The organism is Ancylomarina sp. YFZ004, from assembly GCF_054254355.1.
The window spans coordinates 101487-114912 of sequence record NZ_JBTCHQ010000008.1 but is presented as its reverse complement, the minus strand read 5'-3'; the positions used below and the strand labels follow the sequence as shown (position 1 = coordinate 114912).

Below are 13426 nucleotides of genomic sequence, written 5' to 3'. Positions count from 1 at the left end.
AGAAAAAAGAATTTACTATGCCATAACTTTTGGGCTAGAGTACTCTTGGTAGAGTTGATGAATAATACCATCAGAAACACCAATCTTAGGAATTTGAATGACATTAGAATTGGCCCATTCCATAATGCTAAGGAAAATGGTTGCAGCAGGAATAATCACATCAGCACGATCAGGATTCATATCGTAGTCGATCATTAGTTCATCGTGAGACAGACTGTTGAATAAGGAATGAATTTCCTTTAGTTCATGATAGTTCAGAACGCGTTCCTTTCTAGGACTAGCATATTTAAATAGTTTATTGATATTTCCACCAGAACCAATCAGTTCGATATTATCTTTTGATGAGCAGATATCAAGTAAACACTCTTTTATGCGAATAAACTCGTTAAGAGGAACACAGTTCTTTAATATTTTGATGGTCCCAACGTCGAATGAACATGAGAACAGAGAGATCCCTGCAGAGAAAAGGGTTATTTCAGTGCTGCCACCTCCAACATCTACATATAGGTAATTCTTTTTAGGATCAAGAAAAGAGGTGTGTTTATTAGAAAAGATGATATTAGCTTCTTCTTTTCCAGTGATCAAATCGATTTTAATGTCAGCTTCTTTCTCTATTCTTTGAATGAGTTGTAGCCCATTACCTGCTTCTCTCATAGCTGAAGTAGCGCAAGCGCGATAAGATTCAACTTCATGAACATCCATGAGATTACGAAATGCGATCATGGCCTTAACCATTTTCTCCTCTTTTTCAATGGATATATTATTGCTTGTAAACGTATCGGCTCCCAAACGAATAGGTACACGTATAAGAGAAGATTTTTTTAAATATGACTCACCATTCTTCTCAATTACATTCGTGAATAACAATCGAATGGCATTGGAACCAATATCTATGGCGGCGAATTTTATAATCTTCATAAGGCTTAAGCTTAAAGAAACAGTTTAAAACCATGTTTTAAACTGTTTCGGTTTGCCTAATTAAATTAAAGTATTTTTTTAAATTATCCAATATTAATTTGTTAGAGTAGTTTACTTGCCAATTCAGCAAGAAAACTTCGTTCTCCTTTTATCAGATTTATGTGTGCAAAAATCTCTTGATCTTTCATTTTATCTGAAAGATAAGCCAGTCCATTTGATTTTTTATCCAGATATGGTGAATCGATTTGTTCAATATCTCCTGTGAAAACCATTTTAGTTCCTTCACCAGCTCGTGTAATAATAGTCTTAATCTCATGAGGCGTTAAGTTCTGTGCTTCGTCAACAATGAAAAATGAGTTGGATAAACTTCGACCTCTGATATAAGCGAGTGGTGTAATTTGCAATTTTTGATCCTTTAGTAATTCATCGATATACAGATATTGCTTACTGTGGACATTGAATTTTTTCTTAATAACAGCTAAATTATCGAAAAGAGGTTGCATGTATGGACTGATTTTTTCATTTGCGTCACCAGGGAGATAACCTAAATCTTTATCAGCAAGCGCCACAATAGGTCGAGCTAAATAAATTTGATCGAATTGCTCAGAAAGTTGCAAAGCCGAAGCTAAAGCTAATAATGTTTTACCTGTTCCAGCTGTTCCGGTTAAAGCAACTAATTTGATGCTAGGGTCTAGTAGTGCATTAATGGAGAAAGTTTGTTCTGCATTGCGAGGGTAAATGCCATAAGAACTAGGCTTCTCAACACGCTTGATTGTTTTATCTAGAGGATTAAAATGAGCCAAAGCACTCGAATTGTCATTCTTCAAAATAAAGTATCGATGACCTTCAAGCTCGTAATCCAAATTGAGATCTTCTTCTGTAAGTCCTTCATCTCCTTGATAGAGTTCCGCAATTTTCTCATCGGAAAAATCATAAATGGTTTGAATACCCAAATTTATCATGCTGTCAACATCCTTAACCTGATCATTTTTATAATCTTCAGCAGGAATGCCTAAGGATTTTGCTTTCATCCTCAGATTGATGTCTTTGGATACAAGAATTGTGGTTCTGTCTTGATTATCATTATTAATGAATTCAGCAATCGCTAATATTCTATGATCAGGAATGTTATCTTGGAATGAAACTTTCATTTTTTCTGAAAATGCTTTTCCAGTTTCAATAAACAGTCGACCTCGACCATTTCCTAAAGCTACTCCATCACTAAAAAGGTCATCACCAGATAATTTATCAAGTTCTCGAGTGAATTCGCGTGCATGAAAATTGATTAAATCGTTACCTTTTTTAAACTTATCCAGCTCTTCTAGAACTGTAATGGGAATTAGTACATCGTGTTCGGCGAATTTAAAAATTGAATTAAAATCGTGAAGAATAACGTTGGTGTCTAATACAAAAATCTTTTTCTCTGTGGTCATATGTGCGGGTATTAGAGGGTTAGTAGATCGACCCATCGTCTCACATCAAAGTGAAGATTTTTTGAAACGAATGAATCGTTTAGTGTGCTGATATTTACATGAAATATCTTGTTAAATACTAGTAATGAAATTAACAAAAAAGGAAGGAAAATCAAGCCGAGATCCTATTTTTTAGTATATTTTTTTTTGCTTTGCAAAGCAAAAAAAGATGAATTATGAATTATCAAGAGACTATCAGCTACTTGTTCAGTCAGTTACCTATGTTTCAGCGAACAGGGAAGGCTGCTTATAAGGCAAATTTAGACACGACTTTGGCTCTGGATGCCTATTTTGAACATCCTCACCAGAATTTTAAATGTATTCATGTTGCTGGAACAAATGGTAAGGGATCTGTTTCTCATACTTTAGCTTCGGTATTACAATCGGCTGGCTACAAGGTTGGCTTATATACGTCCCCTCACTTACGAGATTTTCGAGAACGAGTGAAGATTAATGGAGAGATGATCTCTGAAGATGCCGTTGTCGATTTTGTGGCTTCTCACAAGCATAAGTTTGAAGAATTGTCACCCTCATTTTTTGAGATGACAGTTGCTTTGGCCTTTGATCACTTTGCAAAAGAAAAAGTTGATATTGCTGTTATCGAAGTCGGATTAGGCGGTCGATTGGATTCTACAAATATTATTGATCCACTTTTGACTGTGATCACTAATATAAGTTTTGATCACACTAGTTTATTGGGTAATTCTATACCGGTGATTGCAGGAGAGAAGGCTGGTATTATTAAGAATGAGATTCCTGTAATTATTGGTGAGAAACAGGATGAATCACAAGATGTCTTTATTAATAAAGCAAAATCTCTATCTGCCCCTATTTTATTTGCAGAAGATGAGTTAGAGATCGTGAGTACCGAATTGCAAGATACTTATCGTCATTTAGTGTTTAAGGGAGTTAACTCAGGTAATGAGATTTCTTTAAAATCTGATTTACTGGGTATTTATCAAGTGAAGAATATCAGAACGGCACTTGTTGCTCTTAATCAATTGAATCAGAATGGTTTTAATTTGAGTGAAGCGATTATTAAAGATGGTATATCTAGGATTGTAGAGCAAACTTCACTTTTGGGTCGTTGGCAACGTTTAGGCGATAAGCCTGGAATTATTTGCGATACGGGCCATAATGTTGCAGGAATTTCAGAAATATTAAAACAACTTAATTCACTTAAGTTCGAAAATCTGCATATGGTAATTGGTATGGTGGATGATAAGGAGATAGATGAGGTTTTGAGTTTGTTACCCAAAAATGCTACATACTATTTTACCAAGGCTTCAATACCGAGAGCTCTAAACGAGGAAATTCTAAAAGAAAAGGCGGATAAGTTCCAACTCAAAGGGAAAACATATAGAACTGTATTGGATGCACTTAATGCAGCCAAAGAAGGAGCTGATAAGGATGATTTGATCTTTGTTGGTGGCAGTACTTTTGTTGTGGCTGAAGTTGTTTAGATTTTATAATAAATAGGCTTCAATCGCTATAAACTGATTTAGAAGTTATTGAAAGTAAATATAAATAGCACAACATGTTTTTTGTTGATAATTTGTTTTAAGAGAAATAGAAGATATGTAAAAGTCTATATATCTGATGATTTCTCTTTGAATGAGTTTCGATATTTATCAGTTTGATGTTAAGTTCTAATTTGTACTGAGACTAAATTAATGTTGATTTTTTTCTTTAATGAAAAATCACTTATTTTTGTTTTTAGCTATATGATTTATTAGTCTCATATACAGCATCTATTTTCCGCCTAGTTGTAGTATTCATTTATAATGAATTTACACTTTGTTTTCTCAGATTGTTCGAAATCTGACATATATCATTTCTAATCTAAGATGTATTAAAGAAATAACTATGGTTCAAAGTTCAAAAAAAGTAGTATCTGCAGTTCCTGAGCCTTCGTTGCGAAGATTACCTGCTTATTTAGCCTTTTCGGAAGGTTTATTGAAGAAAGGTCAGGAATTTGTGTCTTCTACTCAGATTGCCAACTATATGAATATTGATCCTACTCAGGTGACAAAAGATTTATCTTATACAAGTATTGTAGGTAAAACTCGAGTTGGTTATGAGGTTAAGGCTATGGTTGAAATTCTTTCTAACTTCTTAGGGTTTACCGTTATGGATCAAGCTTTCTTAGTAGGAGCTGGTTCACTAGGATCAGCACTTTTACATGATGATGGTTTGGAAAATTTCGGGCTAAATATTGTTGCTGGTTTTGACGTGAATCCAAGTATTGTTGGAAAAAAGATTAATGATATTGAAGTTTTCCATATTGACCAGTTTCGAGATTTAGCTCAAGAAATGAAAGCAATAATTGGAATTATTACGGTGCCTGCAGAATTTGCACAATCAGTAGCTGATTTAATGGCTGCTTGGGGAGTAAAAGCCATTTGGAATTTTACACCAGCTAGAATTAAGGTTCCAGAAGATATTGTCGTTCAAAATACATCCTTGTATGCCAATTTGGCGATCATCTTTAATAAGATTCACACCGACAAAGAAAAAGCAATCTAGCTTACTAGATTTTAAAATATAAAAGAGGCAATTCGTTTAAACGTTTTGCCTCTTTTTGTTTAATTTCGTGGTTTATAAAAATCATAGAATTACGACTAGCGTACTATACAGGATGAAGGAGACATATATAGAGAATCAAGTTTTTGAGAAGAAAAACTTTAGTGAGCTAGGGTTTACTAAAGGGGAGTATGAAGATTGTAGATTTGTAAATTGCAATTTTTCAGGGATCAATTTTTCTAATGTCGTTTTTGTTGAATGTGAGTTTGAAAATTGCGATTTTAGTCTAGCTAAACTGAATGGTACGTCTTTAAAAGATATTAAGTTTTGCAATTGCAAATTACTTGGATTGAATTTCAACGATTGTAACCCATTTCTGTTATGTCTCTATTTTGAATCCTCTAACCTGAATCTGTCCTCTTTCTATAAATTAAAACTGAAGGCGACTCAGTTTAGAAAGTGCAGCCTACAAGAAGTTGAGTTTATTGAAACTGACTTGACTGCAGCTTTGTTTGATGATTGTGACATGAATGGTGCTATGTTTGAAAATACAATTCTCGAAAAAGCTGATTTCAGAACATCCCATGCCTATTCAATCGACCCTGAAATAAACAAAATTAAGAAAGCTAAATTTTCAATACCAGATGTCATTGGTTTACTTGGAAAGTATGATATTAAGATAACTTAATAATTTGCCCCGATTCCTATTTTGAATCGGGGCTTTTTGTTTATTTTGAATCAACATTAATCTCGTACCAATTAATATTACGGGTGAAATACATCGTTGCAGCTAGGATTAAGGTCAATCCAACACTTCCCATTAAAAGCGCATAATCTGCCAATTGAAGTGTTACGAATAAGAATCCATAAATACTTGTTAGTGTTGATAGAAGTAAAAAACTCAGCTTTTTTGATTTAAAAATTGTGAGTGAGTAAAGACTTATCATCCCGACAATAGCTATACTGGAAATAATGTAGGCTGTATTGAAATTTGAATGTTCCGATATGGAAATCAATAAAACGTAAAAAACACATAAACACAGACCAACCAGGATGTACTGGAAAGGATGAATTTTACGGCCGTTAATGATTTCTACTAAGAAGAATATTAGAAAAGTAAGGGCAATACACATAACGGCATATTTGGATGACCTTACTGATTTTTTGTAGTCGTCAAGAGGAAGAATTAAATCAATCCCAAAATTTGATTGTCTAATCTTTTCAGCATGCTTGCTGCCTATCCAAGATTGCGGGAAATTTCTGTTGAGCTGTAAAACCTTCCAGTCCGCTGTAAAGCCTGTATCAGATACCTTGCGATGATCAGGTAGGAAATTACCATTGAAGCTTGGGAATGGCCAGTTAGATTCAATTTTAACATTCGTTGTGCTTCCTAGAGGAATAAAATTTAAATTCTGACTCCCTTGTAAGTTTAGTGTGAACGAAAAATCAATATTTTTATTAATGCTTGTTTCAATATTTGGAAGTTTGACTGTTATTCCCGAATAGATTAGATCAGATATTCTTGATCCAGGTTCAACTTTTAAATCAGTCTTGTCCCAATTTAAAATGACTTGATCTTCAATACCTCTTAAATCTGAAATCCCTATCGTTAAGAATGCCTGATCGTACTTGATCTCTTTTAGATTATTTCTGTCAATTTCTTTATTTAAAAGAAATTGACCTTTCAAAGCGAGTTTAGACTTGTATACAACAACTTCGTAAATACCTCTTTTAAGTTTCTCTGGTGAGATGTTCCCATTAATATTAAGTTCTTCGGGCAGGATGTGAAGATATTTTGTCGTCTCATAGCTTTTGTCTTCATCTTTGTATTCATAAATTAAGGGAATACTTAATATAGGACCATTTATCTGTTGACTACCAGCCCATTTGTTACTGACTTCTATCACAGTTTGATTACTAAGAGATTCTCTTTCGTGTATGATCGATTTGATCATTGAAGCTGGTATCAGCAACAATAACATTAGAATTGTGATGATAATAAGTTTAAGACTAATTGAATTTTTTAGCCAACTGTTAATTCTGTCGATGGGAGATGTTTCTTTGTTCATTTGAGTGATTTAAAAGTACTTTGAAATACAAAGTAGATAAATAAAAAAATATTAGTGAAGCAATTGCTCTATTGCTTTTATATGTTTTTTGAATGCAAGTTTGCCTTCGTCGCACACAGCGTATTTGGTATTGGGTTTTCGTCCAATAAATTCTTTACTAAACTTGATGTAACCACTTTTCTCAAGAGACTTTAAGTGGCTGGCAAGGTTACCATCTGTCACATCTAAAAGATCTTTTAGGGTGTTGAAATCAAGGTAATCATTGACAATAAGGGCAGACATGATTCCAAGTCGGACTTTATTCTCGAAGGCTTTATCTAGATTTTTTAGGATTTCTTTCACGATCCGTATTTAAGATGCATAATAGTACCATAGACAATGTGTAATATTCCAAAACCGATTGTCCAAATAATTAGGCCATAACCAATAAAATAGATACCCAATAAGCCTAATATAATTTCAACTATACCTAGACTCCTTACTTCCTCAAGCGTATATTTACTAGCATTAACCAATGCTAAACCATAAAAAATGAGTGTAAGTGGGGCGATAATTCCGATGAATCCTTTTAATAATAAAATCAGACATAAAATACCTCCTGTAGCTAGTGGGATAAATAAATTGATGAGGAGGGTTTTAGTTTGAGAATCCCAAAGTTTTTGTTTATTTCTTTTAGCCTTACGAGTTGTAAAAAAGACTCCCGAACCAATTGATAATAGAAGTGTTGTTAAAGCAATAATTAAGAGAGTAGATAAATTTTCAATACTTAATATAGTTTGTCTGTAAACTAAATAATCTTGATTGGCATAAATAGTTTGATAGGCTAAGTAGGCTCCAATAATTGCTAAAATACCTGCACTTATACCTGATAGTCCACTTAATGATATAAACCTTGATGAGCGATTCATCATTTGTTTAATATCCTTTAAATCTTCAATATATTTTTGCTTATCCATAAAAGTACTTTGAATTACAAAGTAAAACTAATAAGAATATTTCTAAGAAACTAATTGAGGTGAAAAAAGACTTACTAAAATCTGTTTTAATACTGACTTGGTTTAGTTTTTATGTTTGCTGTTGAGAAGTTTTCCGATAATGAGTGCCATGATGATTGCTAAATAGAATTGGCCTACAATACCAGAGAAAATACTTAATGATTTGGCAATTTGGCTTTGAGGTATAATCTCTCCAAAGCCTATTGTGGTCATACTTACGAATGAATAATAGACAATGTCTCCAATGTCTATATGACCAATATTTTCAAGAAATGTGATGGCTTGACTGTTGTGCAATAGTATCGTTGAATTGATGAAACTAATTATGACGCCTATTAGTAGATAACCATTAATCGTCTCAATAATGAGATGACCATCAATATCTTTATTTCTCATTATCTGGCCAATCATGGTAACCACCGTGGCAGTAAAGATTAGGATTGAGAATGAAAACGCAATATATTTTATCGATTTTTCATCAATAAAGTACATTAACCATATTGAGCATACGGCACAAAGTATTGCTATAAGAGCCCAAACCTTCTTTTCTCCTATGATTGAAGATATTGAAAGAAGAATAATAGAATAGAAACTGGCATAAACTAGATCTTTATGCGAATCATCAATGACCACTGGTAATACAAATATGAATAGGATTATACTTATTAAAAGATACGTTCCTCTGGGAATTCTTGTTAAGATCTTTTTCATATTTATCTTGCTAATAGAGAATACTAAAGTTAATAGGGAAGTTGAAAATTATTCTTTTGAATGATTTTAATATGCTTTTTACGAAGCTATTTTTGACTTTTTAGGTTTGAATACAGATATAAAAATGGTAATAATTAGGGTACCATTCATGCAAATTCCCATTATAGTCTGATTTTTATCAAACCATTGATACTCTGCATTATTTAAGGCATCCATACCAAGTTCTCCCGATATTCTTACCATTTCGCTAATCCAAGGACCAGAGAATATCGTTCCAAGTATGATTATTGATAAGGTAATTATCCACTTGAATGTCATCCAGCCATGTTTAAAGTAGCCCCATTTCGTGAATTGTGAATAAACCCATCCAGTTAGTAAGCTCAATATGGCTGCTGGGACAAGAATCTTCATATCAATAAAATGGATGATTTTATTCAATAAATGCAGATGATCTCCAGTTTGTACTTCGCTGCGCATAAAGTGCAAAAGAAACATTGTTAATCCAGTTGTTACCCATATCCCCGCAGCTAGTAGATGTATAGATTTTAGCCATTTTTTTTGTGTTAGTGATAGATCTTTCATGTTATTTATTTTAAGAATTCCTCTGTATTAGTAATGATTTGCTTGAGATTATTGACCATTAACTCTCTCGTTTGATTGTCAATTCCTTCAAGAGCAATATCTGTCGACTTGTAGGCACATTGGTGAAGTTGCTTGTTTAATTCTTGCCCTTTTTCGGTAATGAATAGCTTGAATACTCTCTTGTCTTTTTCATCTCTCTTTTTTTCAATAAAACCTGCTGCCTCAAGCTTTTGACTTATTCGGCTCATATTGGCAAAATCCTTGTAAGTGAGTTCACTTAGTTTGCCAATTGTCATGCCATTAGATTCGTTCAGGTGATATAAGATATTCCATTGCTCTGGCGTTATACCATGCTTGTTATCACTCAATATTTTAAAGAAGACTCGCTTTATCATGATTGCACTTATTGCAATATGATGGTTTACCGATTTTTCTAAGTTTACTTTGTTCATTGTTTATATATTTGTCATGACAAATATAGATATTAACTTGTCATGACAAGCATTGTTCGAGAATATTATGTGATCATTAAAATTTTCTAACCATTAGTTGATTAAAATAAAGCTTACAATGAAAGAATTAGAATCACTTTTCAATTTTATAGCTAGTTATATTGTTGTTGATGAAGTATTGAAGTCTCGGATTTCGGATATAGCGCATTTAAAGTCTTACCCTTCAGATTCAATTATAAGTCAGGAAGGACAGTATTCTCGCTATTTCAGGTATTTATGTTCAGGATGTGTACGATTTTTTGCCAACTACGATGGCAAAGAGGTTACCACTTGGCTTGAAGTTGAAAATCAGATTCTACCTTCTTGTGATGGCTTTTCATTTAAGAAAGTTGGAGTTGAGACGCTTGAAGCTGTTGCCGATTCTGTGATTATTGAAATTTCGACTGATGATTTTCTGAATTTATTTGATGAATTTCCCCAAATGGAACGCTTTGCCAGATTATGGCTTGAAAAGGAGATGTCTGGTCAGTTAGAGTTCTACAAGTTCTTTATGTTTATGTCTGCAAAGGAAAAATATGAAAGACTACTTTCTTACGTTCCTGATATCGATTTGAAGGTAAAAGCTATCCATATCGCTTCTTTTCTCGGAATTAGTCCCGAAACGCTCAGTAGACTTCGTGCAGAGCATCTAAAATCTAAATAATTATTTCTTGATATAGATCAATTTATTTTTTCTGTTATGCCCGTTTATTTGCATCTGTAAACTTAATACAGAAAATATGAATTGGATTTTATTAGTGTTAGCAGGATTACTTGAAGTTGGTTTTACGACTTGTCTTAAGTTGTCAGATGGCTTCACAAAGTTAATGCCTTCATTGGGATTCTTCTTTTTCTCAGCGACTAGCTTCATTCTACTTAATCGAGTTATTAAAACGATACCTCTAGGAACAGCTTATACCGTTTGGACAGGTATAGGTGCTGTTGGAACCGTATTGATCGGTATTATCTTTTTCAAAGAGTCAACCGAAATACTTAAATTATTCTTTATTTTTCTACTGATCGCTTCTATTATTGGCTTGAAATTAGTTTCTGCTCATTAGGTCATGTTTTTTAATAAAAAAACTCCTCACAGGTTAGCGAGGAGTAGGGGGTATTAAATTTTTGGTTAAGAAAATATTTTAAGCTTCACCGAGAATACGGTATGCACAATCAAGAATAGTTGTGTCATCCAATTCTACAACTCCACCGTTTGGCCCTTGTTCAACATGAACTCCGATACTTTTACCTTCTCTGTAATTAACACCACCAAAATAATTTCGGACTGTTTCTACATTAAGATCTAATTCTTCAGAGATTTTTCTCATGCTGCCTTCAGGCAAGCGATCCTTGATGTTTCTAAGGTCATTGAATGTGATTGTCTTAGTCATATGCTATAAGTTTAATTTATAAAGGATTAAAATTCGCTTAGCTCTCTAAATTTAGCGAAAGTATTTTTTAATTGAAAGTTATCTAAGCATAAATCTATATGGAAATGAATCCTTTTCGGAGATTATATGCTCAATTTTTCGTTCTCTGCTTTTATTCTTCTACGTTCTAAGTTTTATCTGGTTTTAAAATATTCCTTAAAAAAAAGATATCTTAATTAGATATGATTTTTCATTAACTAAGATTTCCTCTATTTAAATCAGATCTATCTGATTTTTCATAAAGCTGTTTGTATCTTAGGTGCGTTATGCCTTATTCTAATTTAGACAATAAATATTTCATAGATTGGATATTAGAAGGCTTTAAAAAGGACTAATTTTCTAGAGACAGAAGATATTGTGAAGAAAAAATCATTATTAGCCCGCTTTCTTATTTGGCGTTTGAAGCATGTTAGCGATCGTCAGTTTATTTCTTTTCTAGGTATTCTTATTGGAATCACCTCAGGATTAGCAGCAGTTGTCATTAAAAATTCCGTTCATTTCATTAGCTCCTTGCTACAAGGAACATTTGAGCTTGAATACGCGAATTTCCTTTATATGATATATCCTGCCATTGGTATTAGCATTGCCGTTATCTTTATCAAATACATTATAAAAAGACCAGTCAGGCATGGAATACCTAATGTGCTTTATAGTATTTCGAAAACCAATGGACAAATAAATGGACATAATATGTTTTCATCCATTGTTACATCCGCCTTTACTGTTGGTTTTGGTGGTTCTGTGGGATTGGAGGGACCTACTGTGGCAACGGGTGCAGCCTTAGGATCTAATATTGGTCGGCTTTTTCATTTGAATTATAAGCAAACAACACTATTATTAGCATGTGCGTGTACTGGTGCAATGGCAGCTATTTTTAAGGCACCAATTGCGGCTATCGTATTTGCTATGGAGGTTATCATGCTCGACCTGACGATGTATTCCTTAGTACCACTTTTGTTGGCATCCTCTACAGCAGTTATGACTTCTTATTTCTTCTTGGGAATGGATGTTCTTTATCCCTTTGATGTTGAGAATGGTTTCGATTTAAAAGATTTACCTTATTACATTGTCTTGGGTATTTTCACAGGTTTGATAGCGACCTATTTTACCAAGATGTACATGTATATTCAGGCTATGTTTGATAGGATTGGTAAAGCTTATTTAAAATTACTTATTGGAGGTTCGTCCCTGGGAATGATTATTTTCTTTTTTCCCTCTCTTTATGGTGAAGGTTACCATGGTATAAATGCAAGCCTATCGGGCGACTATTCTTATCTGTTCAATAATTCTTTATTCTATTCATTCAGTGAAAATTTTTGGGTTTTATTGATTCTACTTTCTCTGGTTATCTTTTTTAAGGTGATAGCTGCTTCCATCACTTTTGGTGCTGGTGGTATTGGTGGTATCTTTGCACCCACCTTGTTTATGGGTGTTAATGCAGGGGTCTTGTTTGCCAAGGTGGTTCATGCCCTAGGCTTGAGAAATATCGAAGTCAATAATTTTGCCCTTATTGGTATGGGAGGGATGATTGCTGGTGTACTTCATGCTCCACTTACTGGTCTTTTCCTTATTGCCGATATCTCAGGAGGCTATCAGCTATTTGTACCTTTAATGATTACGGCTACCATATCTTATGCAACGGTTAAGAGCTTCGAGTCACATTCGGTTTATACCATGCAGTTGGCTCGTCGTAAAGAGCTGATGACTCACGATAAGGATCAAAATGTACTTTCGTTGATGCGAGTGACACGATTGATAGAAAAGAATTTTAATACCATTAATTCCGAAGCCACTCTGGGTGATTTGGTTAAGGTTATTGCAAAATCGCAACGTAATCTGTTTATAGTGGTTGATACTGAGAATAATTTTGAAGGCATTGTTAAGCTTGATGATATTCGTGAAATCATGTTTCAGCCAGAGAAGTACGATGTGATGTTTGTTCGCGACTTAATGATTATGCCTACTGTTGTGATTCAACATGACGAATCGATGGCTGACGTGGCTCGAAAATATCAATATTCAGATAAATTTAATATGGTTGTTTTGCATGATGGTAAATATTTGGGTTGTGTTTCTCGTGCTCAGATATTCTCTACTTATCGTCGAATGTTAAAGCATTTTTCTGAAGATTAATGAATGTTATTTGTTTTGATTTCAACAAATTGTCTATTTAAAACCTTTGCATTCCAATAATGATCTAAACATAGAACTATAGCTGTAGTTCTGATGCTTTTATGT

At 33.7% G+C, this 13426-nt stretch carries 15 protein-coding genes; 6 read left to right on the top strand and 9 right to left on the bottom strand.

Translation table 11 applies throughout. From position 1 onward, the window contains the following. Positions 1–15 precede the first annotated feature (15 nt). A complete protein-coding gene (locus tag ACXR6G_RS13460; RefSeq protein WP_458361956.1) occupies positions 16–918 on the bottom strand; it encodes a Ppx/GppA phosphatase family protein in 903 nt (300 codons plus the stop codon). A 101-nt stretch (positions 919–1019) separates the two neighbouring features. Further along, on the bottom strand, positions 1020–2351 hold the full coding sequence (locus ACXR6G_RS13455) for a PhoH family protein (RefSeq protein WP_458361955.1): 1332 nt from the start codon (positions 2349–2351) through the stop codon (positions 1020–1022). A gap of 215 nt (positions 2352–2566) precedes the next feature. Between ACXR6G_RS13455 and ACXR6G_RS13450 the strand changes: the two genes are divergently transcribed. The 3 genes from ACXR6G_RS13450 to ACXR6G_RS13440 all read left to right on the top strand — a co-directional run bounded on the left by ACXR6G_RS13450 (position 2567) and on the right by ACXR6G_RS13440 (position 5601). Beyond that, positions 2567–3853, top strand: coding sequence for a bifunctional folylpolyglutamate synthase/dihydrofolate synthase (locus ACXR6G_RS13450; protein ID WP_458361954.1), 1287 nt, complete (start codon positions 2567–2569; stop codon positions 3851–3853). Between the two features lie 403 nt (positions 3854–4256). Further along, complete coding sequence (locus tag ACXR6G_RS13445; protein WP_458361953.1) at positions 4257–4916, top strand: redox-sensing transcriptional repressor Rex; 660 nt, start codon at positions 4257–4259, stop codon at positions 4914–4916. 112 nt (positions 4917–5028) lie between these two features. Then, positions 5029–5601, top strand: a complete 573-nt coding sequence (locus ACXR6G_RS13440; protein ID WP_458361952.1) for a pentapeptide repeat-containing protein — start codon at positions 5029–5031, stop codon at positions 5599–5601. A gap of 40 nt (positions 5602–5641) precedes the next feature. Here the strand turns inward: ACXR6G_RS13440 and creD are convergent, their stop codons facing one another. The 6 genes from creD to ACXR6G_RS13410 form a co-directional block, all read right to left on the bottom strand. Continuing rightward, positions 5642–6982, bottom strand: coding sequence for a cell envelope integrity protein CreD (creD, locus tag ACXR6G_RS13435; RefSeq protein WP_458361951.1), 1341 nt, complete (start codon positions 6980–6982; stop codon positions 5642–5644). Positions 6983–7033: 51 nt separating this feature from the next. Next, entirely contained in the window at positions 7034–7324 is a 291-nt protein-coding gene (locus ACXR6G_RS13430; RefSeq protein WP_458361950.1) for a winged helix-turn-helix domain-containing protein, read from the bottom strand. Next, positions 7321–7938: a hypothetical protein gene (locus ACXR6G_RS13425; RefSeq protein ID WP_458361949.1), complete on the bottom strand. Its 618-nt coding sequence runs from the start codon at positions 7936–7938 to the stop codon at positions 7321–7323. The genes ACXR6G_RS13430 and ACXR6G_RS13425 overlap by 4 nt, the downstream gene beginning before the upstream one ends. Before the next feature lie 102 nt (positions 7939–8040). Next, a complete protein-coding gene (locus ACXR6G_RS13420) occupies positions 8041–8688 on the bottom strand; it encodes an ion channel (RefSeq protein ID WP_458361948.1) in 648 nt (215 codons plus the stop codon). Positions 8689–8766: 78 nt separating this feature from the next. Then, positions 8767–9270: a hypothetical protein gene (locus ACXR6G_RS13415; RefSeq protein ID WP_458361947.1), complete on the bottom strand. Its 504-nt coding sequence runs from the start codon at positions 9268–9270 to the stop codon at positions 8767–8769. 5 nt (positions 9271–9275) lie between these two features. Continuing rightward, positions 9276–9722, bottom strand: a complete 447-nt coding sequence (locus tag ACXR6G_RS13410) for a MarR family winged helix-turn-helix transcriptional regulator (protein ID WP_458361946.1) — start codon at positions 9720–9722, stop codon at positions 9276–9278. A gap of 118 nt (positions 9723–9840) precedes the next feature. Here ACXR6G_RS13410 and ACXR6G_RS13405 point away from each other — a divergent pair, with 118 nt between their 5' ends. Both ACXR6G_RS13405 and ACXR6G_RS13400 read left to right on the top strand, forming a co-directional pair. Beyond that, positions 9841–10425 (top strand): Crp/Fnr family transcriptional regulator, encoded by a 585-nt coding sequence (locus ACXR6G_RS13405; RefSeq protein WP_458361945.1) that lies wholly within the window; start codon positions 9841–9843, stop codon positions 10423–10425. 76 nt (positions 10426–10501) lie between these two features. Further along, positions 10502–10822, top strand: coding sequence for a DMT family transporter (locus tag ACXR6G_RS13400; protein WP_458361944.1), 321 nt, complete (start codon positions 10502–10504; stop codon positions 10820–10822). Between the two features lie 78 nt (positions 10823–10900). Here ACXR6G_RS13400 and ACXR6G_RS13395 read toward each other — a convergent pair whose 3' ends face one another. Further along, complete coding sequence (locus tag ACXR6G_RS13395; protein ID WP_458361943.1) at positions 10901–11149, bottom strand: DNA-binding protein; 249 nt, start codon at positions 11147–11149, stop codon at positions 10901–10903. Between the two features lie 396 nt (positions 11150–11545). Here ACXR6G_RS13395 and ACXR6G_RS13390 point away from each other — a divergent pair, with 396 nt between their 5' ends. Then, entirely contained in the window at positions 11546–13321 is a 1776-nt protein-coding gene (locus tag ACXR6G_RS13390) for a chloride channel protein (RefSeq protein ID WP_458361942.1), read from the top strand. Positions 13322–13426: the final 105 nt, after the last annotated feature.

Coding starts and splice junctions, on each gene's coding strand:
- ACXR6G_RS13410 (WP_458361946.1), bottom strand. CDS start 9,722: ATGAACAAAGTAAACTTAGAAAAATCGGTAAACCATCATATTGCAATA.
- ACXR6G_RS13400 (WP_458361944.1), top strand. CDS start 10,502: ATGAATTGGATTTTATTAGTGTTAGCAGGATTACTTGAAGTTGGTTTT.
- ACXR6G_RS13450 (WP_458361954.1), top strand. CDS start 2,567: ATGAATTATCAAGAGACTATCAGCTACTTGTTCAGTCAGTTACCTATG.
- ACXR6G_RS13420 (WP_458361948.1), bottom strand. CDS start 8,688: ATGAAAAAGATCTTAACAAGAATTCCCAGAGGAACGTATCTTTTAATA.
- ACXR6G_RS13440 (WP_458361952.1), top strand. CDS start 5,029: ATGAAGGAGACATATATAGAGAATCAAGTTTTTGAGAAGAAAAACTTT.
- ACXR6G_RS13460 (WP_458361956.1), bottom strand. CDS start 918: ATGAAGATTATAAAATTCGCCGCCATAGATATTGGTTCCAATGCCATT.
- ACXR6G_RS13395 (WP_458361943.1), bottom strand. CDS start 11,149: ATGACTAAGACAATCACATTCAATGACCTTAGAAACATCAAGGATCGC.
- ACXR6G_RS13415 (WP_458361947.1), bottom strand. CDS start 9,270: ATGAAAGATCTATCACTAACACAAAAAAAATGGCTAAAATCTATACAT.
- ACXR6G_RS13445 (WP_458361953.1), top strand. CDS start 4,257: ATGGTTCAAAGTTCAAAAAAAGTAGTATCTGCAGTTCCTGAGCCTTCG.
- creD (WP_458361951.1), bottom strand. CDS start 6,982: ATGAACAAAGAAACATCTCCCATCGACAGAATTAACAGTTGGCTAAAA.
- ACXR6G_RS13405 (WP_458361945.1), top strand. CDS start 9,841: ATGAAAGAATTAGAATCACTTTTCAATTTTATAGCTAGTTATATTGTT.
- ACXR6G_RS13455 (WP_458361955.1), bottom strand. CDS start 2,351: ATGACCACAGAGAAAAAGATTTTTGTATTAGACACCAACGTTATTCTT.
- ACXR6G_RS13425 (WP_458361949.1), bottom strand. CDS start 7,938: ATGGATAAGCAAAAATATATTGAAGATTTAAAGGATATTAAACAAATG.